Annotated in this window: 15 protein-coding genes, 2 pseudogenes and 1 other annotated feature; of the genes and pseudogenes, 5 read left to right on the top strand and 12 right to left on the bottom strand. The window is 72.1% G+C overall.

Translation table 11 applies throughout. The features are described 5' to 3' along the window. Positions 1-14 precede the first annotated feature (14 nt). Complete coding sequence (locus AC1C2W_RS13900; protein ID WP_495389848.1) at positions 15-1,031, bottom strand: ABC transporter substrate-binding protein; 1,017 nt, start codon at positions 1,029-1,031, stop codon at positions 15-17. A gap of 180 nt (positions 1,032-1,211) precedes the next feature. Continuing rightward, the gene (locus AC1C2W_RS13895) at positions 1,212-1,838 is read right to left on the bottom strand and encodes a GntR family transcriptional regulator (RefSeq protein ID WP_495389847.1); all 627 of its coding nucleotides are present in this window, start codon (positions 1,836-1,838) and stop codon (positions 1,212-1,214) included. Positions 1,839-2,014: 176 nt separating this feature from the next. Between AC1C2W_RS13895 and AC1C2W_RS13890 the strand changes: the two genes are divergently transcribed. Beyond that, the gene (locus tag AC1C2W_RS13890; RefSeq protein WP_495389846.1) at positions 2,015-2,551 is read left to right on the top strand and encodes an excalibur calcium-binding domain-containing protein; all 537 of its coding nucleotides are present in this window, start codon (positions 2,015-2,017) and stop codon (positions 2,549-2,551) included. An 83-nt stretch (positions 2,552-2,634) separates the two neighbouring features. Here AC1C2W_RS13890 and AC1C2W_RS13885 read toward each other — a convergent pair whose 3' ends face one another. From AC1C2W_RS13885 to AC1C2W_RS13870, 4 genes are all read right to left on the bottom strand, one after another. Further along, positions 2,635-5,559 carry an acid phosphatase gene (locus AC1C2W_RS13885; RefSeq protein ID WP_495413413.1) on the bottom strand — a complete coding sequence of 975 codons (2,925 nt, stop codon included), beginning with the start codon at positions 5,557-5,559 and terminating at the stop codon, positions 2,635-2,637. Between the two features lie 22 nt (positions 5,560-5,581). After that, positions 5,582-8,590, bottom strand: coding sequence for a GH92 family glycosyl hydrolase (locus tag AC1C2W_RS13880; RefSeq protein WP_495413412.1), 3,009 nt, complete (start codon positions 8,588-8,590; stop codon positions 5,582-5,584). Positions 8,591-8,667: 77 nt separating this feature from the next. Continuing rightward, positions 8,668-11,967 (bottom strand): GH92 family glycosyl hydrolase, encoded by a 3,300-nt coding sequence (locus tag AC1C2W_RS13875; RefSeq protein WP_495413411.1) that lies wholly within the window; start codon positions 11,965-11,967, stop codon positions 8,668-8,670. Between the two features lie 144 nt (positions 11,968-12,111). Beyond that, positions 12,112-13,215: a LacI family DNA-binding transcriptional regulator gene (locus AC1C2W_RS13870; protein WP_495413410.1), complete on the bottom strand. Its 1,104-nt coding sequence runs from the start codon at positions 13,213-13,215 to the stop codon at positions 12,112-12,114. 99 nt (positions 13,216-13,314) lie between these two features. Here AC1C2W_RS13870 and AC1C2W_RS13865 point away from each other — a divergent pair, with 99 nt between their 5' ends. From AC1C2W_RS13865 to AC1C2W_RS13855, 3 genes are all read left to right on the top strand, one after another. Then, a complete protein-coding gene (locus tag AC1C2W_RS13865; RefSeq protein WP_495413409.1) occupies positions 13,315-13,884 on the top strand; it encodes a DNA-3-methyladenine glycosylase I in 570 nt (189 codons plus the stop codon). A 253-nt stretch (positions 13,885-14,137) separates the two neighbouring features. Then, on the top strand, positions 14,138-14,851 hold the full coding sequence (locus tag AC1C2W_RS13860; protein ID WP_495413408.1) for a class I SAM-dependent methyltransferase: 714 nt from the start codon (positions 14,138-14,140) through the stop codon (positions 14,849-14,851). Positions 14,852-15,054: 203 nt separating this feature from the next. Then, positions 15,055-15,780 (top strand): ZIP family metal transporter, encoded by a 726-nt coding sequence (locus tag AC1C2W_RS13855; protein WP_495389839.1) that lies wholly within the window; start codon positions 15,055-15,057, stop codon positions 15,778-15,780. A gap of 50 nt (positions 15,781-15,830) precedes the next feature. On the opposite strand, the gene AC1C2W_RS13850 is transcribed toward AC1C2W_RS13855, so the two are convergent. Together AC1C2W_RS13850 and AC1C2W_RS13845 are read right to left on the bottom strand one after the other, a co-directional pair. After that, the gene (locus AC1C2W_RS13850; RefSeq protein ID WP_495413407.1) at positions 15,831-16,244 is read right to left on the bottom strand and encodes a tyrosine-protein phosphatase; all 414 of its coding nucleotides are present in this window, start codon (positions 16,242-16,244) and stop codon (positions 15,831-15,833) included. 226 nt (positions 16,245-16,470) lie between these two features. Further along, positions 16,471-16,584: a sequence feature (AL1L pseudoknot), on the bottom strand. A gap of 45 nt (positions 16,585-16,629) precedes the next feature. Next, positions 16,630-16,845, bottom strand: a pseudogene (locus AC1C2W_RS13845) (SDR family oxidoreductase); the annotation flags it as partial. Between the two features lie 47 nt (positions 16,846-16,892). Between AC1C2W_RS13845 and AC1C2W_RS13840 the strand changes: the two are divergent. Then, entirely contained in the window at positions 16,893-17,285 is a 393-nt protein-coding gene (locus tag AC1C2W_RS13840; RefSeq protein ID WP_495389837.1) for a DUF1801 domain-containing protein, read from the top strand. A 211-nt stretch (positions 17,286-17,496) separates the two neighbouring features. Here AC1C2W_RS13840 and AC1C2W_RS13835 read toward each other — a convergent pair whose 3' ends face one another. The 4 genes and pseudogenes from AC1C2W_RS13835 to AC1C2W_RS13820 all read right to left on the bottom strand — a co-directional run. Beyond that, positions 17,497-18,228, bottom strand: coding sequence for a transposase (locus AC1C2W_RS13835; RefSeq protein WP_495413406.1), 732 nt, complete (start codon positions 18,226-18,228; stop codon positions 17,497-17,499). Positions 18,229-18,497: 269 nt separating this feature from the next. Continuing rightward, positions 18,498-18,776, bottom strand: coding sequence for a signal peptidase I (gene lepB / locus AC1C2W_RS13830; RefSeq protein ID WP_495413590.1), 279 nt, complete (start codon positions 18,774-18,776; stop codon positions 18,498-18,500). 79 nt (positions 18,777-18,855) lie between these two features. Next, positions 18,856-19,110, bottom strand: a pseudogene (gene lepB, locus AC1C2W_RS13825) (signal peptidase I); the annotation flags it as partial. A 125-nt stretch (positions 19,111-19,235) separates the two neighbouring features. Further along, positions 19,236-19,631, bottom strand: a 396-nt coding sequence (locus AC1C2W_RS13820) for a hypothetical protein (protein WP_495413405.1), incomplete at its 5' end; no start/stop codon positions are given.

Here is a 19,631-nt window from a genome sequence, read left to right as displayed (position 1 = left end):
CGTGGCCGCCACCGTCACGGCAGAAGCTTCGAGAGGTCGGGAGCCTCGGTCATGAGGCCGTCGGAGACGGCGAGGTCGGCGAGCAGCTGCACCGAGTCGGTGTCGATCTCGGCCGGCCACCGCGGCAGCGTCAGGTTCTCGAGCGTGCCCTCGTCGATCTCGGTGTAGGAGGTGAGCACCTGGCGCACGTCGTCGGGGTGCTCCTCGGCGTAGGCGAGCGACTCCGTCATGGCGTCGGTGAACGCCTGCACCGTCTCCGGGTCCTCCTGCGCGAAGGCGTCGGAGGTGAAGTACATAGCGATGGTGAGGTCCGGGTCGGTCACCACGTAGTTGGACACCACCTGCTCGAGGCCCTGGTCGGCGGCCTGGGTGAGGAACGGCTCCACCACCTGGCCGGCGTCGACGTCGCCCTTCACCACGGCGGCGACGATGTCGGGAAAGGCGAGCTCGGTGTACGTGATGGTCGACGGGTCCCCGCCGTCCGCCACGACCGCCTTGTTCACCGTGGTGGTGTTGATGTTGTTGAGCGTGTTGACCGCGACCGTCTTGCCCTCGAGGTCCTTGGCGGACGCGATGCCGCTGTCGGCGGGGGCGACGACCGCCCCGAAGTCGGCGCCGTCCTCGCCCGTGGTCGAGGCCCCCTCGGTGACCGCCTGGAGCTCCAGCCCGTTCGTGGCCGCGAGCAGCAGGGACGTCGTGTTGCTGAAGCCGAACTGGTACTGGCCGCTGACGACGGCCGGCACGATCGCGGCGCCGCCCTGGGCCGACTCGAGCGTCACCTCCAGGCCGTGGTCGGTGAAGAACCCCTCCTGGACGCCGAGGTAGATCGGGGCCACGTCCACGATCGGGATGACGCCGACGGTGATCGCCATCGTGCCGTCGGCCCCCTCGGAGGCGTCCCCGGTCGCGGCGTCGCCCGACCCGCCGCCCGAGCCGCAGGCCGCGAGCGAGGCGGCCGCAGCCACTGCCATCGAGACCACCAGGGCCCGACGTCGCGGCGTCCTGGGCCCCCGTGCGAGTGCTTGCATCATGGCTCTCCTCCTCGAGACCTCCGCCGCTCGTCGATGAGGGCGTCGCACCGCCGATGCTCACAGATTGTTGACAATCCTGTCAACAATCTGCTGGGACCTCACCCGCGCACCACACGAGCCCGGGGCGCGGCGACGGGCGTCGCCACCGGGCGGCGGGTGCTGCGGGGAGATGGATGCGGGTCAGCCGAGCGCGCGCAGCGCCTCGATGACCGACGTGATGTGGCGGCGCATCGCGGCCTCGGCCGCCGCCGGGTCGCGCGCCACGACGGCCTCGACGATGGCCTCGTGCTGGGCGAGCGAGACCGCCGACCGACCCGGCACCCGGGAGAGCGCGAACTGGTGGCGCACCATCTGCCCGTGCATCTGGGCGATGATCTGGTTCGCCGTCTCGTGCCCGGCGACCTCGCGGAGCGTCGCGTGCAGCTCGGCGTTCAGATCGCTGTACTCCGCAGGCTCTCCGACCTGCACCGCCGCGCGCATCCGCCGGGCGATCGCGCTCAGGCGGGTCGCCCCTGACGACGTCACGCGCTCAGCCGCGCGCGCCGCGACCAGCCCCTCCAGGACCATCCGGATCTCACTGATCTCGATGGCCTCGGACAGGCTGATCTCGCGGACCCGGGCCCCGCGATGGGCCTGGCGCTCCACCAGGCCATCCGCCTCCAGCGCCTGCAGCGCCGCGCGGACGGCGAACCGTCGTGCCCCGAACTGCTCGCACAGGTCCGCCTCCACCAGCCGCTGGCGGGGGGCGAGGTCGCCCCGGAGGATCGCCGCTCGCAGCTCGTCCCGCACCTGGGCGTCGTCCGCCATCACGTCCCCTTCGCCGCCGACACAACATTGTCAACAATAGCGGTGGCCGGGACTTCACCCCGCCCGCCGGTACCGCGCCGGCACCGGTCTCTCTCTTTCTTGGTACGTCGACGACGAGGCCGACGCCACCGCCCGGACCCACGGGCGGCGCCCACTGTGCAATCGCGGAGGGTGACATGGACGCACCACCCATCGAGGCACCGGCGACGACCGCCCGGAAGCCCCGCAGCACCGGTCGGGCGGTCTTGGCAGTGACCGTCGCGGCCCTGTCCGTACTCGTCGTCGTCGAGGGCGTCGTCCTCGCCGACCAGGGAGCACGGATCGCGGCTCTCGAGCAGGCCGCCTCACCACGCAGCTCCGTGGGCCAGCAAGGACCACCCGGACCCGCCGGGCCCGAGGGCGAGGCCGGGGAACAGGGCCCCGCAGGAAAGCAGGGGCCACGGGGCGAGGAGGGTCCTGCGGGGAAGCAGGGACCACGGGGGCCGAAGGGCGAATCTGCGCCCGGGGCGGAGGCCGCACCCGCGCCGCCGGACGCCGAACCAGGACCCGAGTCGGAGCCGGCGCCGGAGCCCGAGTCCGGGTCCGGTTCCGGGTCCGGGTCCTACGAGAACTGCGACGCCGCACGCGACGACGGCGCGGCCCCGGTGCGCGTCGGCGACCCCGGGTATGGCGCCCACCTGGACCGCGACGGCGACGGCGTCGGGTGCGAGTAGCGCCGACGTAGCGGATTCTTCGCGTCCCGGGGCCGGGACGCGAAGAAGCCGCTACGTCGAGAAAGCCGCTACGTCGAGGTGGCTCAGCGTGCCGCCGCCGGCACCTCCCCCGGGTCGACGCGCGCGCCGTTCACGCGGAGCCCGCCGTCCGGCAGCACCTTCACGGCCGCGCTCATCGCCGCGGCGAGGTCGAGCCGCTGCCAGCTCCCGGTGTCGTCCGCCTGGTCCAGCACGTACCCGGAGCGGATCTGCGTCGCGGCGAGCACCGCGCGCCGCTGCGCGTCGTCGAGGTCGGGGAACGACGTGAGCAGCAGGTTCTCGGCCCCTGCCGGGACGTTCGGGGCGCGGCCGGTGTCGGCCACGGCGTCGAACCCGTAGGTCAGGCGGTCCTTGTAGACCGACAGCGCCTGGTCGGTGGGCAGGTACGGGTCCTGGCCCGCGAGGCATTCGTCCAGCGTGTCGCCGGCGCCGACCTCCCAGCACTTGCGCGCCAGGACCGTCCGCAGCTCGGTGCCGGCCTCGTCCAGCAGGTCCCGGAACTCCGGGTCCGACCAGCGCAGCGTCGCGGTGGTCTCGCCCACGACCCGGCCGCCCATCACGTCGGTCGGGTAGTGGTAGGAGAGCAGGATCCGGTTGTTCCCGTACTCGGACGCCCGCGCCAGGACCTGCGGGGCGAGCTCCGGCAGCAGGGTCGCCAGCACGATGCCCTGCGCGTAGCCGTGGCTGGTGTGCCCGCTCGGGAACGAGCCGTCGCCCTCGAGTCCTGCGTACCCGCCCGCGCTGTCCCACATCCGCAGCAGCCCGCCGTCGGCGGCGAACCCGATCCGGACGAAGGGCCGATCGTACGCGTACGCGTTCTTCGCCTCCTGGTACCAGTCGCCGGACGACGGGGTCGGCTTCTCCACCCGCCACCCGAGCAGCGCCTCGGTCCGCGGCAGCTCGCCGTCGGCGAGGGCCTGGGCGTAGAGGTCGCCGACGACGCTGCCGAGCCCGTCGGCCATCGTCGCCGACGGGCTGTCGTGCGCATCCAGGAGCGCCTTGGCGACCTGCGGGTCGTCGCGACCGGTGGCGCCGTTGTTGATGTCGACGACGGTGCGGTCGTTCGCGCCCGTCAGCTCGTCGCGCTCCGTCCCCAGCGGGTAGGGCACGTTCGGGCCCATGACCGTCGGCTCCTGCCGGGCCTCGTCGAACGAGCGCAGCAGCCAGGTGAAGTAGTCCTGACCGCCGGGCGCGGTGGGCAGGGTGTCCGAGGGGTACTCGCGCCCGAGCTCCTCGTCGGTGAACCCGCCGGCGCCCCACCCCGCGGCCAGGCCCGACCACCCGAAGTAGGCGTCGGAACTCGTCGCGTTCGCCTGGTGCACCTCGACCGCGAGCGTGTTCTCGCCCGCCACCAGGTCTCGGGGGTCGACGACGAAGATGCCGGTCGCGGGGTCGCCGATGCCGCCCCCGCCGTCGGGGTACTGGTATTGCAGGTTCTCGGTGATCTCGCCGTCGTTCCATCCGGCGATCCGCGCACCGTTGAGGTAGACGGTCGCCGTGTCGTCATAGCGGAGGCGGCCGGTGAGCTCGCCCAACGCGTCGATCGCGGCCTCGTCGACGGTGAAGGTGGTGCGGAAGAAGTACGCCTCGACGTTCGGCCCGTCGGCGCCGTCCTTGTGCTGGTTCAGCTGCGTGGTGACCGGGAACCCGTCGCCCAGGTCGGTGCCGCCGTTCTTCACGCCGAACGGACCGCCGGCCGTCTCCCACCCGTCGCCCGGCCCGGCGTCGGGCAGGGTCCAGGCCGTGCGGTCGGCCGCGCCGTCGGCGGGGTCGACGTCCGGCTCGTCGAGGTAGGACCACTCGGCGTCCGGGCCGAGCAGCGGCGAGCCGATCGCGAGCCCGTCCACCCAGCCCTCGACCGGGCCGCGCGCGGCGCGGTCGTCGGCGTAGTCGAGCAGCACCTGCTGCACGTGCCGGCCCGCGAGCTCGGACAGGTCGAGCGTCGTCTCGCTCCAGCTTCCCGGCTCACCGCCGGCGTCCACGTCCCGGGCGGCGTCGGCCGCGAGGCGCTGCGGGTCGGAGCCGTCCGGCGCGGTGTGCACGACGCCGACGGCGACGTGGCCGGCGGCCGCGTCCCCCGGCCGGACGCGGTAGGTCAGGTCCGTGTCCGCGCCGACGACGACGTCCAGCCCGGACTGCAGGACGATCGACGACCTGGCCGGCCCCTTCGACCCGACGCGCCCCGCGAACCGCAGCGCACGGTCGCCGTCGGCGCCCTCGACCGAGCCCGCCTGCTCGACCGAGGCGCCCAGGGCGGACGCCTTGGTCCCCGCGTCGGTGCGCAGGGTCCAGTCGGCGAGCTGGGTGGTGGTCTTCGCGTCGATCCCGCCGGAGTTGGCGGTGATGCGCAGCTGGTAGTAGCGGTAGCTGCCCGGCCGCTCGGCGCCGAAGAACCGCGTCAGCCCGGACGCGCCGAGCTCCTGGTCGGCCTGGGCGCCCACCTGCCGCCACGACCTGTGGTCGGCGTCCTGGGCGGCGCGCGGGTCGTTGCTGCCCAGCACGGTCCACGACCGGGGGTCGCGCTCGGGGAACTTCGCGCTGTCGTCACTCGCGGTGAGCGAGTACGCCGTGACCTTCGTGGCCTTCGCCAGGGTGTAGATCGCCGTCAGCGGCCGGTCGTCCGACGGCCCGCCGCTGCCCTTCGCGTACCACTTCGTCGTGGGATCCCCGTCGGCGAGGTTCGCCACGCGCTCGTCCCCGCTGTTCGCGTGCTCGGACCACACGCCGGTGACGTCGTCCGCCGCGAGCGCCCGCTCGCCGTGCACGTTGCGCGCCTTGGCCGCCGCCGGGAAGCCGGCCGGCCGGGGCTGCCCCTGCTCGTAGGACGTCGCCCAGTAGCCGCCGGCCACCGGCGGGTCCGCGTGCGCCGGGGCGGCGACGGCGCCGCCCACGGCGAGCGCCGCGGCCACTCCGAGCCCTGCGGCGCGCCGCAGCCCGGTCGAGAACCCCTGTGTCGGTGCGTGCTTCATGATGCGCATCCGTCCGTCCTCCTCATTCGTCCGCGTCGGTTCCGACGGCGAAGACGTGCATCACGCCGCTGGTCACGTCGTCGGGCAGGATCACCGCGTCGACGCGCTTCGAGTCGTCCAGGCCGACCGGCTCGGTGGCGTAGACCTTCGCCGTCGTACCGTCCTTCGTCCCGTCGGCCCTGTTGCGGCCGTCGGTGCTGAGCACGACGTCGGTGCCGGCAGGTGGCGCTGCCGCCTGCGTCCAGTCCGGGAGCTCGACCGTGACGTCGGCGGTGCTGCCGTCCGTGTAGACCACGGTGGCGTGGCCGGTGGACGGCCCGTTCGTCGCGGTGCCCAGGAAGGCGAGCTTCCCGGCCCGCACGCCGTCGAGGTCGACCCGCTGCCCGTGCGGCACCCAGTGGTCGAACCCGCCGGGCCCGACGTCGGGCCAGGTGAAGGTGACACCGCGGGACTCGACGGGCGCGCCGGGCCTCGCGCCGGCGTCGGCCAGGCCCGTCCTGGACAGGGAGGCCCCGGAGAAGTCCATGGCGCCCGCGTTGCGGTCGCCGTCCGTGGTGGTCCCGATCGCGTTGAAGCCCTCGCTCCCCTGGTCGAACGACGGCGGCACGTCGTCGTCGCCGGTCCCCCAGCTGCCGGGCTCGGCGCCCATCGTGAGGTCGAGGGTGCCGCCGTCGCGGGCGAAGCTCTCCGGGAGCCAGCTCTTGGTCGAGCGCACGCCGTCGACCCGGCTCCCGGTCACGTACCGGTTCCGGTCGGCCCGCGGGGCGTTCACCGTGATGGCGCCCTCCGACCCGGCGGACCGGATCTGCACGGACGTGAAGGCGGGTGCGGACACGAGGAGCTCGGAGCGACCGAAGATCGCCGGGTACAGACCGATGCTGGCCCAGACGTACCAGGACGACAGGCTGCCGAGGTCGTCGTTGCCGGGCAGCCCGGACGGCCCCGTGGTGAACAGCTCCGACCGGGCGCGGTCCAGCGTCTCGCCGGTCCGGTCCGGGGAGCCCAGCCAGGAGTACATCCAGGGCACGTGCATGCTCGGCTGGTTGCTCAGGTACGCGCCGGTGGTGCCGTAGACGCCGGCGTCGAGCTCGGAGAGCAGGCTGTCGAGCTTGTGCCGGACGGCGGCCTCGCCGCCGAGCTCCTCGATCAGCCCGGCCACGTCGAACGGCACGGACCACTGGTACTGGTAGCCGGTCGACTGGTCGAACTGCTGGTTCTGGGCGGCAGAGGCGGGCTTGTCCGACCCCGAGTCGCGGACGGAGAGGTCGAAGCCGGACCAGTAGCCGGTGCGGTCGCGCGGCACGATCGCGTGCCGGGTCGGGCTGACGAGGTTCCGCCAGTGCTGCGCCCGGGTCATGAACGCGTCGGCCGACGCGTCGTCGCCGAGGCGCCCGGCGAGCTGTGCGATCCCGAAGTCCGCCATCGCGTAGTCGAGCGTGGTCGACGCGCTGTTGCCCCGCCGGTCCTCGAGCCAGCCGACGGCCACCGACGACAGCAGGTCGGTGCGGGACGACGCGTTCCCCGGCAGCGACTGGGACTCGACCATCGACTCCAGCGCCGCCTGCCGGTCGTAGCCGGTGGACCCGAAGGCGTCGAGCGAGGCGACGATCGACTGCAGGGCGTCGCCGTTCATCTTGTTCTGCGCGGAGCCCAGGTGCGGCCAGTTGGACCAGCCGCCCGACTGCGTGGCGAGGTCCGTGACCGACTGCGCGATGTCGGAGCCCACCTGCGGGAACAGCAGCGCGACCAGCTGCATCTGGCCGCGGAAGGAGTCCCAGCCGGAGTAGGTCACGTAGGCGTGCTCCTGCCCCTCGCGGAGCGTCCTGACCTCGGACGTCATGGTGGTGCCGGCGCCGAACTCCCGGTAGCGGCCGTCGACGTCGTCGTACACGTTCGGGTGCAGGAGCGCGTGGTAGAGGGCGGAGTAGAAGACCGTGCGCTCGGCGCGGGAGCCGCCCGTCACGGCGACCGTGCCGAGCGCGTCCTCCCACGCCCGGCGCGCGTCGGCGCGCACCGTGTCGAAGCTCTTGCCGGCGGCCTCCGCCTGGAGGTTGCGCGCGGCGCCGTCGACGGAGACGTAGGAGATGCCGGTCCGGAACGTCACCGTGCTCCCCGGCTCGAACGCCAGCCAGGCCCCGGCCTGGTCCTTGCCCTCCGACGACGTGACCCCGGTGGCGCCGGCCGTCACGGCGCCGCCCTCCCAGGTGCCGTATCCCGTCGGTTCCGAGTCGTACGTGCTGGAGAAGTAGATGCGGTAGGTCCCCTCCCCGCACACCGTGTCGGACGTGGTGTAGCCCGAGATGGTGTGCGCCTGCGGGTCGATCTCGAGCGACGTCTCGCCGGAGGAGTTGTTGGACCCGCTGGCGTCGAGCAGCAGCGTGGCCGAGTCCGCGCCGCGGCGCGGGTAGTCGAACCGGCCTACGGTCGTCCGGGTCGTGGCCGTGAGCTCCGCCTCGACGCCGTCGTCCAGGTCGACGGCGTAGTAGCCGGGCGCGCCCTCCTCGTTCTCGTGGTCGAACGGGAGATAGAACGACGCGATGTCCTCCCCCGGCGACGTCGCGGGCGCACCGTCCCCGGTCACCTCGCCTGTGTACGGCAGCAGCGGCAGGTCGAAGGCCGAGTTGCGCCCCTCGCACCCGGTGCCCGACAGCCGCGTCATGCCGAAGCCGCGCAGCTGGTCGGCGCCGTACTCGTAGCCGCCCTTGGCGTCGCCCGTCGCCGACTCGTACGTCGTCGGGGTGAACTGCGTCATGCCGAACGGCAGGGCGGCGCCCGGCCACGTGTTGCCGTAGGCGCTGTTCCCCTTGTTCTGCTCGGTGTCGTTCGCCGTGCCGATCCACGGATCGACGGCCCGGAACGCGGCGGCACCGGCCGCCCGATCCGTCCCGGCCGTCCTGTCCACCCTGTCCACGCTCTCCGGGCCGGTGCGGGCTACCGCGGGCGGGCTCGCGACGACGGCACTCGCGACGGCGGCCGCCAGCGTGCCGGCCGCGACCAGGCGGCGCCAGGAACGGGATCTCGTGGTGACCACGGTGTCAGCCCTTCGGTTGCATCGGTCAGTCGGTCAGTCGGTCGGTCGGTCGGTCGGTCGGTCAGTCGGTCGGTCAGTCAGTCGGTCGCGATCGCGAAGACGTGCATCCGGGTGTTGGCGGGCAGGGTCACGGTCGTGAGCTCCTTGCCCTCGGGGACGGCGACGGGAGCCGTCGCGTAGAGGCCGCAGCCGAAGGTGTCGACGCCGGTCCCGTTGCCGCGCCCGTCGGGCCTGGCGACCAGGATGTTGCCGCCCTCGGGCTCACCCGCGCACCAGTCGGTGAGGGTGATCTCGGCATCCGCGCCGGTCCCGTCGGCGAAGCCGAGGCGCAGGGTGCCGCTCTGGGCGCCGTGGGTCGCGGTGCCCACGACGGACACCTCGCCGGCCGCGGCCAGCTCGTCCGGCACCGCCAGCTCCTGCCCGTCGGCGGCCACGTTGTCCGGCTCCCCGGCGTCGGGCGCCCCCAGCACGTACGTGAGGTCCGTACCGGGCAGGGTGAGCTCGAGGCCCTGCACGGCGCCGGCGTCGGCGAGGCCGTCCCGCAGCAGGTACGCGCCCCCGCCGTCGAGGTCCGCGTTGGCCTGGCCGCGGTCGCCGATGCCGACGTTGTCGAACGCGGGCACGAGCCACGACGGCGCCGCCACCACGACGGGCACCTCCCGCTCGACGCTCTCCCCCGCCTCGTCGGTCACGACGACGTGCGTGACGTACTCCCCCGGCGGGGCGTCGGCCGGGGCGGTGAAGGTGATGGTCCCCTCCACCGTCGCGGGCAGGCCGCCCGAGTCCGACGTCCAGGCGGAGAGGTCCGTGGTGGCCTCGACCGGGCCGTCCGCCTCGACCTCGACGCTGCCGGACCTCTCGCCGTCACCTGGCACACCGCCCTGCGCGACCACCTGCACCGACGCCTCGACGCTCCCGCCCGGCTGCAGCACCGGGTGGCGCGGGGTGACGCCGGCGAACAGCCGGTCGGCGTCCTGCGCATCGCCGGGCGCCACCGCGGCGGGCAGATCCTCGGTCGCCCAGTCCGAGGGCTCCGCGCCGACCTCGAAGTCGAGGGAGCGGGCCGACCTGAGCTCGTCGCCGGTGAGGTACGCCCGCGACAGGTCGTGCCGGCCGAGCGACGCCGACTGCGTGTACCGGTCGGTGTCCGACACGCCGTCGGCGGTGAGGCGCAGCGAGCCTCCACCGGACCGGCCGTCCGGGCGGCCGCCGAGGTCGATCCGCACGTCGTCGAACCGGGGCGTCGTGAGGCCCCACAGGTCGGTGCCCGGTGCGATCGGGTAGACGCCGATCGACGACAGCACGTGCCAGGCCGACATCGTGCCCAGGTCGTCGTTGCCCGTCACGCCGTCCGGCCCGTCCGTGAACAGGGTCGACGCCGCCCGGACCACGTCCGTCGTTTTCCAAGGCTGGCCGAGCCACAGGTAGGTGTACGGCGCGCCCAGGTTGGGCTCGTTGTTCGGGTTGTAGGTGTGCCAGCCGTAGTAGTCGTAGGTGCCGTTGACCCAGACCTCGCGCGCCGTGCGCTCGGGGTCGGCCAGCAGCTCGTCGTAGGCGAAGAAGTCGTCCAGGTCCCCCGCCGTCGCCTCGGCGCCGCCGAGCAGGTCGACCAGCCCGGGCACGTCCTGCGGCACGAGCCACTGGTACTGCACGGCCGTGCCCTCGTGGAAGCCCTCGCTCTGCGCCGGGTCCGGGTCGCCGATGAACAGGCCGTCCGCGTCGCGGGCCCGGAAAGCGCCCGTGCGCGGGTCGAAGACGTTGCGGTAGCTCTGCCCGCGCTCCGCGTACCGGTCCGCGGCGTCGTCGTGCCCCAGCTCGCGGGCCATCGTGGACAGCATCGCGTCCGACAGCGCGTACTCGAGCGTGGCCGACCCGCCGTGGTCGAGGTCGAAGTCGCCGGGCCGGGTGCGGCGTGCCGGGTCCTGCGGCACGAAGCCGTCGCGGATGTACTCGACGTTGCCCGCGCGGCCGTTCGACACCGAGTCCGCGGGCGGCACGCCGTCCGCGTTCTGCTGGAGGACCTCGTACGCCTCGTCCTCGTGGCCGTCGAGCAGGCCCTGGTGGAACGCGCTGACCAGGAACGGCGTCACGGGGTCGCCCGTCATGATGTTGGTCTCGACGGTGCCGTAGCCCCACCGCGGCAGCCAGCCGCCCTGCTGCCCCTGCCGCACCACCGAGAGCGCCATGTCCTCGGACTCCCGCGGAGCCAGCAGCGCGAGCAGCTGCTGCTGCGTGCGGTACGTGTCCCACAGCGAGAAGTTCTGGTAGTAGGTGAGCCCGCGCTCGCGGTGCACCTCGCCGTCCCAGCCGCGGTAGCGGCCGTCGACGTCGGAGCCGACGTTGGGCGCGAGGAAGCTGCGGTACAGCGAGGAGTAGAACGTGCGCAGGTCCTCGGTCGCGCCCCGCCGGATGCGCACCGTGCGCAGCCGCTCCTCCCACGCCCGGGTGGTCCGGTGGTGCACCTGGTCGAAGGTGCCGCGCTCGGCCCGCAGGTTCGCCCTCGCGCCGCGCGCGTCGACGTAGCTCATGGAGGTCACGACCTCCACGTCGCGGTCCTTCGTCGCGTCGAACTGCACGTAGGCGCCCAGCCGACCCTCGCCCTCTGCGACGTCGGACCCCGCGGTGACGTCGTCCCCGCTCCAGGTACCGTGCGCGGCGATCGGGCGGTCGAAGACGGTGCGGGTGTGGATGGTCTGCGGCTCGGTGTCCTGGCAGAAGCCGCGGGTGGTGATGGTGGTCTCGACGGTCCGCTCGTCGACCACCCGCACGCTCGAGTCCGTGACGCTGTTGAGCGCCTGACCCGTGTTGAGCATGACCGTGGCCTTGTCGGTCCTCGGGAAGGTGTACCGCTGCACGCCGGTGTGCTCGGACGCGGTGAGCTCCGCCTGCACGACGCCGTCCGGGGCCTGCAGGCCCACGCGGTAATACCCGGGCGCGGCCTCCTCGTCGTCGTGCGTGTACCCGAGCCCGTAGTCGGCGTATTCCGTGCTGGTCACGTCGCCGGTGGTGGGCAGCACGGGCAGCGGGCCGCCCAGCCCGCAGCCGACGCCGGACAGGTGCACCAGCGAGAAGCCCCGGACCTTGTCGTTGTCGTAGTCGTAGCCCACGTTGTGCCCGTTGTCCGGCGAGAGCTGCACCATGCCGAACGGCGCCGCCGCCCCGGGGTAGGTGTTCCCGTCGTCCTTGGTGCCGATGAACGGGTTGACGTAGTCGGTGAGCGGCCCCTTCACCTTGACGGCCTTCTCGGCCACGGCGGCGTCCGACGGCGGGGCGGCGGACGCCGGCCCGCTCGCGAGGCCGACGCCGAGGGCGGCAGCGGCGGTGAGGGCAAGGGCCCGAGGGAGCCGACCTGCGGTGCGGCCTCGGCGTGCAGTCATTGCGCGTTCCTTCCACGGCGGTGTGGGGTGCGACGGGTGCCAGGCTTGCACCCGGTGACAGCGCTGTCCACTGCTGGGCGTGTGGCGTCGGCGAGTCGGACGGAACGGTGCGTCCGCCGGGGCCTCGCCGTCAGCCGTCAGCCGTCAGCCGTCGGCCGGGCGCCGCTCGCCGCTGCCGCGCGGCAGGAGACGCGTCGGTACCACGACGAGCTGCGCGGGGCGGGCCGGGTCGGCCGCCCGCGCGACCGCGAGCGCCGCCGCCTGCCGGCCCATGTCCACGGTGTCGTAGCCGACCACGGTGACGCCCAGCAGCTCGGCGAGCTCGAAGTCGTCGAACCCGATCAGCGCGGGCGCGACCCCCGTGGCGGCAGGGTCGTGGTCCCGCAGCGCGAGCAGCGCGCCCACGGTGATCTTGTTGTTCGCCGTGACTAGCGCCGTCGGGGGCTCGGCGAGCGCGAGGAGCTCGTCGACGAACGCCCGCGCCCGCTCGGCGTCGTGCGCGCCGTCGCGGACGTACCGGGCGGGGTCGGGGATGCCGGACTCGGCGAGCGTGGCGACGAAGGCGTCGCGGCGCTCCCGGAAGGTCCACAGCCGCGACTCATCGCCCACGAGGGCGATGCGGCGGTGCCCGCGGTCCAACAGGTGGCGGACGGCCTCGCGCACCCCGCCTCGGTTGTCGATCACGACGGTGTCGACGTCGACATCGTCCGCCGGGCGGTCGACGAGCACGATCGGCATCCCCGCGGCGAGCTCCTCGCGCAGCAGCCGGTGCTCGCGCGTCGTCGAGGTGACGAGGAGGGCGCCCACCCGCCGCTCGATGAGCTCATCGATGAGGGCCCGCTCCCGCTCCGGGTCCTCGTCGGTGCTGGCGGTGATGAGCTGCAGGCCGCGCCCCCGCAGCTCCCGCTCGATCCCGCTCGCGAGCGCGGAGTAGAACGGGTTGGCGAGGTCGCCCGAGACGAAGCCGACCAGGCGGGACGCCCCGCCGCGCGCGAGGTCGGCGGCCACCGCGTTGCGCCGGAAGCCCAGCGCTTGCGCGGCCTCCTGGACGCGCTGGCGGGTGGCCGGAGCCACGTACGGCTCGTCGTTCAGCACGCGGGAGGCGGTCTTGAGGCTCACGCCCGCACAGTGGGCGACGGCGGCGAGCGTCGGGCGCCGTCCCGCGCGGGATGGCGTCGCGGCCGCGGGCAGTGCGTCGGACGGCCCGGCAGGCGACGTCTCGCCGGGCACATGGGTGTCGTGCGTCATCGGGTCTCCCGGCGCCGGCGGACGAGCGTGCCCCGACGATAGCCCGGCACCTGTGGACGACGCCCACCGGGTGTCGGGCCCTACGGGCATCCTGGGTCGATGACGACGACCCCAACTCCCGCCGCTCGCTGCTTCGGCGACGGCGTCCCCCTGTACGAGGCGTACCACGACACCGAGTGGGGCGTGCCGGTGCACGGCGAGGCCGAGCTGCTCGAGCGGATCGCGCTGGAGGGCTTCCAGTCGGGGTTGTCGTGGCTCACCGTGCTGCGCAAGCGGCCCGCCTTCCGCGAGGTGTTCCACGGGTTCGAGCCCGAGCGGGTCGCCGCGCTCACGGGCGACGACGTCGAGCGGCTGCTCGACGACGCCCGCATCATCCGCAACCGGCAGAAGATCGAGGCCACGATCGGCAACGCGCGGGCGGTGCTCGCCCTGCACGACGATGGGCGCACCCTCGACGAGCTGTTCTGGTCGTTCGCGCCCCCGCCCCGCGAGCACCGGCTCGGCGCGTGGGACCTGGTGCCCGCGAGCACCCCCGAGTCCGTGGCTCTGGCCAAGGCCCTCAAGAAGGAGGGCTTCCGCTTCTTCGGCCCGACCACGGCGTACGCCGCCATGCAGGCCTGCGGGCTGGTGGACGACCACCTCGCGACGTGCCCGGTGGTGACCTCGTAGTCGGGGGGCAAGGAACCTGCCGAGAAGGCGGCCGGACGCCTTCGGTTTGCAAGACGGTAGAACCTTCACCCCACCCGTGGGTTCACTTCCGCCCGTCGCGGGCGAGCAGGTGCACACGAGTAGCGTCCTTGAACCAGCGCAGCACCAGCAGCGCCTGCGTCCTGGCGGTGCCGCGCGTTGCCGCGTGCGGATGTCGCGGCGGCGTCGGACAGCCTGACCTTCAGCAGCCCCCGGCCGAACCTAGGGTGCACATATGTCCACAACTCCACTCGCTAGCTATGACCCCTTCGCGGACTGGTACGACAACTGGCTAGGTGACGGCACCTCTCTGGGCGACGACCCCTTCGCTCTGCCCTTGCTTGAGCTCATCGGTCCCGTCACCGGCCTGCGCATCTGTGACTTGGCCTGTGGGCAGGGACGGACGAGCCGACGCCTCGCCGACCAAGGTGCCACCGTGGTCGGTATCGACGCATCGAGAAGGATGCTCGAGATCGCCGGCACCTACCCCACGCCAGCGTCCGTGACCTACCGGTGCGACGACGCGCACGTATTGGGAAGCTGTGCCGACGCCGAGTTTGATGGAGTGCTGTGCAACATGGCGTTGATGGACATCGCAGACCTGGACGCCACATTCACCACCGCCGCGCGGGTGCTTCGCCCCGGCGGATGGTTCGGTTTCTCCGCGTTCCACCCGTGCTTCAACACACCGTTGAGCGGCCAGGTGCTGGACGAGACGGGCCGAACTCACCGCACTGTCACTGGGTATTACACCGAGGGCTATTGGAAGTCCGACCTGCGCAACGGCCCGCCCGGCAAGATCGGGGCCTACCACCGCACCCTGGCCACGTTCCTCAACGGTCTGACCCGAGCAGGGTTCGACCTGGCGAAGGTCCTCGAGATCCCCGCCCCGACGCCCTCCCCGCCTGAAGTCCCGTTCGTGATCGCGGTCGTCGCCACGCGCCGGTAGGCCGCACACGGAGCCGGGCCCGCTTTCGCGGACACATATGATCGATCACCGCGCCGCGGGGCAGCGATTTTAGAGAACCTCCCATCGGAATTCGTCACGAATCTCCCTGCACAAGCTCGGGATTCTCCTGATCACCGCAATCAATAGACTGCAGCGGGCAACTTTGACGAGCAGCACGGGCTTCTACCTGGTCAAATAGGTCCGTGCCTGGGTTCTGGTGGGGGCTGCTCGGCAGCTCGTCGCTGCTGATCGGTGCCGCCGTCGTGCTGTGGCGGCCGCTGAGCCAGCGCGCCGTCGGGCTGATCATGGCGTTCGGCGCGGGCGTGCTCATCAGCGCCGTCGCGTATGACCTGGTCGAGGACGCCTCGAACTCCGCGAGCGGCTTGGTGCTGCTGGTGGGGCTCACCGCGGGGGCGCTGACGTTCTTCGTCGGCGACCTGCTCATCGACCGGCGCGGCGGCCGCGACCGGAAGCGGTCCACGGGTGCTCAGGCGGAGGGGTCCGGCGGGGCGATCGCGTTCGGCACCGTGCTCGACGGGATCCCCGAGTCCGTCGTCCTCGGCACGACGCTCGTCGGTGGCGCCGCGATCAGCATCCCGATGCTCGCCGCCGTCTTCCTGTCCAACCTGCCCGAGGCGATGTCCGCGACGGCCGGGCTGGTGCGCGCGGGCACGTCGCGTGCCCGGCTCGCGCTGCTGTGGGGCGGCACGACGCTCGTCTCCGCCCTCGCGGCCGGCGTCGGGTACGCGGCCCTCGACTCCGCGTCCCCGGCCACCATCGCCGTCGTGCAGGCCTTCGCCGCCGGGGCACTGCTGACCATGCTGGTGGACACGATGATCCCCGAGGCCACCGAGTTCGGCGGCCCTGTGACCGGCCTGGTCACGGTGTTCGGCTTCGCCACGGCCTTCGGGCTGTCGGCGCTGAGCTAGGGCGGGCACCGTGGTCGCTCCCGCCGGTGCGGTGCCGGCGGGAGACCAGGTCAATCCAGGAGACGGCGGCGCGCCGCCAGGACCGTCTCGGCCCTGACGCCCGAACCCTTGAGGTACGAGGCGGCCCCCCGGTAGCGGCTCTCGAGATGGTCCAGCGTGGCGAGCATCGTCTGAGGCGAGCACCCGTCGGTGCACGCGTCGTCCTCGGCGATGTCGTCGGACGCGACGCCGGCGACGCTGAGCAGCAGCGCCACGAGGACGCCTGTCCGGTCCTTGCCGGCCTGGCAGTGCACGACAACGGCCCCGGGTGGCGCCTCGGCGACGCTGCGGAACGCCTCGCCGATCCGCTCACGGTGGTGGTCCACCATCGGTACGTGTCGATAGAACGCGAACGGGGTGGGCTGCTCGTCGCACACCCATCGCCAGCGAAGGTCGACGATGCGGCTGACCGCACCGCCCTGCACAGCGCGAACCGTCGCCGCGGCCAAACGGTCGTGGCTTTCGGAGCGCAGGAGCGCAGGAGCGCAGGAGCGCATCCGCCGACCGCCGGCGGCGGGGATGCCGCCACATCTTCCTCGCTCCGCAGACCCCGTAGTTCGCGGTGTGCTCGACGGCGATGACCTCGGACAGCTCGGCATCCGACCCGGCGCGCGCCGAGGGCGGGCGCGCCTTGGCGGCGTAGTAGGTACTCTGGGCGGCCTGCAAGACCTGGCAGCTCGGCTCGACCCCGAACTCGGTGCGGTGTGCGTCGATGAACTCGACTACCTCGTGGACGGGCGGTCGAGCTCCGCCGCGAAGAAGGCCGACGCACTACGCAGAATCGCGTGCGCCCGGCGCAGCTCACGGACCTTATTCCTCGGTGCAGCCATGCCCCTCACCCTCTGTGGGTTGAGAGCCTCCATGGAGGCCGGAGCCGATCACCTCGGTGTTGCGCTGCTCGGTGTTGTCGTCGATCTCGGGGTCTATCGCCCCCGGACACACGGAGTTGATGCGCACCCCTCGCGGTCCGAGCTCGACGCCGGCCATGCGTGCGAACGCCACCTGGCCTGCCTTCCTGGTGGCGTAGGGCGAGGCGCCGGTGCGCTATCAGCGGTCGGCGCTATTCTCGGCCCATGCCTGAGCGTTTCGCCACCGTCGACGAGTTTCTCGCCGCGCAGACCCCCGAGCGGCGTCCCGATATCGAGTCCCTGCGTGCGCTCGTGCATGAGGCTGAGCCCAGGCTCACCGAGATCATCAAGTGGAATTCCCCCAACTACACACTCGACGGCGTCGACCGGCTCACGATCAACGCGGCCGGTAATGGGCCGGTGCGACTCGTGCTGCACTTCGGAACTGAGCGCGCCGAAGACAAGGGCGCTGCGCCGAGGTTCTCGGGCGACCCCGAAGGGATCCTCACCTGGCACTCGGACATCCGGGCGACCCTCGCACTGCCGGCGACCACCGAACGCGCTAGCGAGCGCGACGGGATCGTCGCCGTCATACGGGCCTGGCTGGCTGAGGCGTAGCACAGCCCGTACACGAAGACGTCCCCGCGCATCCTTCCGCCCCACAGGGCGTACCGGTGGCCGGCACGCGGTCGGGCCGGACGTCGAATAATGTCCCGGGAGCACGTACAAAAGTGACCGATTGTGAGGCGCTCCAGAAATCGGGATTTGAGAGTTTCGAACCACCCCGGCATACGCCAGGGGGCTGTGAGGGTGAGAGGGCTATTCACGGTCACCATCCCAGGCGGTAGAGCTCGAGGTTCGTGACGATGCGGATCACGCGGGGTAGTTCGGCCAGGCGGCCGCGGTATCCGGTGGCGAGGATCTTCCAGTTCTTCAGGTCGGAGATGGTGCGTTCGACGGCGGCGCGGATGGACGCGACCGAGGCGTTCCAGATCTTGGCGAACTCGGTGCGCTCGGCTCCGCGGGCCTTCTTGATCGGGGTGGTCGCGCTGTGGCCGACGTAGCCGGTGTCGCCGATCCACTCCACCTCGTCCAGGACCTTGGTCCAGCCGACGAGGTCGAGGGCGGCCGAGTCGTGCCGTGCGCCTGCCACTGGCGCGGACACGGCGAGCAGGGTGCCGTCGGTGGCGGCGGCGACCTGGATGTTCAGGCACTGCACGTGATGCTTGCCGGAGTAGTTCGTTCGCCCAGTTTCCAGCCGGTTGCCGGTCGGTACATAGGTCCCGTCGACCAGTACGACCCGCCCCCGACAGGCGTCGGCCAGGTCCTGACGGGCCAGGCAGGTGACCTGCTCGATTAGCGGCAGCACGTGCCGGTAGATGCGCGAGACGGTGGCCTGCGAGACGGTGAAGAACTCCCCGACCATCGCCTGGGACAGGTTCGTGCGCAGCAGCGTCAACGCCAGTCGGACCTGGTCACGCAACCTCATCCGGAACCTGCCCTGCTCGCCCCAGGACCGCCCGGACTCGACCTGGTAGATCCTGGCGACCAGCTCCGTCATCTGGACAGCGTCCAACCCGGTCGTAGACTCGTAGCGCACCGGCTCTCAATCCTCGTCGATGGATGGTGTGGTAACCCCATCGTTGCAGGTCAGAGAGCCGGTGCGCTCTCACCCGGCCGCATCGTCGCGACCCGTTCCGTGAATAGCCCTCTCAGGGGCGAGGGCTGCCGTCGCCCGTCTTGTCGAAACTCACAGCAAGGACCGACGCTCCAAAACTGACCGATTCTGAGGCGCTCCAGAATCGGGTTCTGGAAGTTTCGAAACCTACGTCAGGGCACGTCAGCGTAGGCGTCGCCGGGGTTGCGCAGCAGTGTGGCGTCGGTCAATGGCCACACGGTGGCGAACGCGGAGCCGACGACGTTGTCGAGTGGCACGAACCCGCCGCCTGGATCCCCGGTGTGGAAGCGGGAGTCGGCCGAGTTCTGCCGGTTGTCCCCCATGACGAAGAGCATCCCGTCCGCCACGGTGTGGTCGAACGGCTCTTCGCTCGGCACCGAGCCGGGCCTGATGTACGACTCCTCGTCGATCGGCTCGCCGTTGACGCTCACGCGCCCCTGGTCGTCGCAGCACGTTGACGTGGTCACCCGGCACGCCGACCACCCGCTTGATCAGGTGGTCGCCGGTCTCCTGCGGGAGCAGCCCCACGAAGGTCAGGACGTTCGTCACGGCCTCCCCGACGGGGGTGCGCTCCGGCGGCTCGTACGGCGGCAGCCAGCCGCCCGGGTCCTTGAACACCACGATGTCGCCACGGTGGACGTCGAAGACGTCGGGCACGAGGCGGGAGACCATGACCCGGTCGCCGATCTCGAGCGTGTCCTCCATCGACCCGCTCGGGATGTAGAAGGCCTGCACGAGGAACGTCTTGATCAGCCACGACAGCACGAGCGCGCTGATCACGATGATCGCGGTCTCGCGCAGCACGCCGAGTGAAGGTCGACGTCGACCTGGAGGGGCGGGCGGCGCGCCCGACGAACCTGGTCGTCGGGCGCGCTCACCTCGTGCCGGGCTCAGCACGACTTCTCGGGTACGGATCCCGGGCCGCAGAGCGGGGGCTCGGGAGCTGGGGCGCTGTCGCGTGGCCCTTGCTCGAGCACGGTGGTTCCCAGCATGAGGGCGCCGTCGTTGTCCATGAGCCGAGTCTCCAGCAGAGCGCCGGAGACCGGGTCGAGCAGGAGTTCTTCGATGCCGAGATTCTTGTCGGAGAAGTCGGCACGGACCGCCGTTGCCTCGCGCCCCACGCTGTCGGAGGTGTAGCCGACCAGCTCGACGCCGGGGACGCCAGCGAGGACCTGCCACAGCGCGCGGCGCAGCTCGGGACTGGCGGGGCTGCCCTGCAGCAGGCTCACGGCCTGGCTCCACACGTCCCAGTCGTGACCGTGTCCGCTCGCAGGGAGCCCTACTGT

This window comes from Isoptericola sp. Y581, from assembly GCF_059445475.1.
The sequence above is the reverse complement of the archived record's forward strand: the minus strand, read 5'-3'. Positions and strand labels throughout refer to the sequence as shown.

Coding starts and splice junctions, on each gene's coding strand:
- AC1C2W_RS13870 (WP_495413410.1), bottom strand. CDS start 13,215: ATGACGCACGACACCCATGTGCCCGGCGAGACGTCGCCTGCCGGGCCG.
- AC1C2W_RS13875 (WP_495413411.1), bottom strand. CDS start 11,967: ATGACTGCACGCCGAGGCCGCACCGCAGGTCGGCTCCCTCGGGCCCTT.
- AC1C2W_RS13885 (WP_495413413.1), bottom strand. CDS start 5,559: ATGAAGCACGCACCGACACAGGGGTTCTCGACCGGGCTGCGGCGCGCC.
- AC1C2W_RS13900 (WP_495389848.1), bottom strand. CDS start 1,031: ATGATGCAAGCACTCGCACGGGGGCCCAGGACGCCGCGACGTCGGGCC.
- AC1C2W_RS13840 (WP_495389837.1), top strand. CDS start 16,893: ATGCCTGAGCGTTTCGCCACCGTCGACGAGTTTCTCGCCGCGCAGACC.
- AC1C2W_RS13835 (WP_495413406.1), bottom strand. CDS start 18,228: ATGACGGAGCTGGTCGCCAGGATCTACCAGGTCGAGTCCGGGCGGTCC.
- AC1C2W_RS13865 (WP_495413409.1), top strand. CDS start 13,315: ATGACGACGACCCCAACTCCCGCCGCTCGCTGCTTCGGCGACGGCGTC.
- AC1C2W_RS13890 (WP_495389846.1), top strand. CDS start 2,015: ATGGACGCACCACCCATCGAGGCACCGGCGACGACCGCCCGGAAGCCC.
- AC1C2W_RS13860 (WP_495413408.1), top strand. CDS start 14,138: ATGTCCACAACTCCACTCGCTAGCTATGACCCCTTCGCGGACTGGTAC.
- AC1C2W_RS13895 (WP_495389847.1), bottom strand. CDS start 1,838: ATGGCGGACGACGCCCAGGTGCGGGACGAGCTGCGAGCGGCGATCCTC.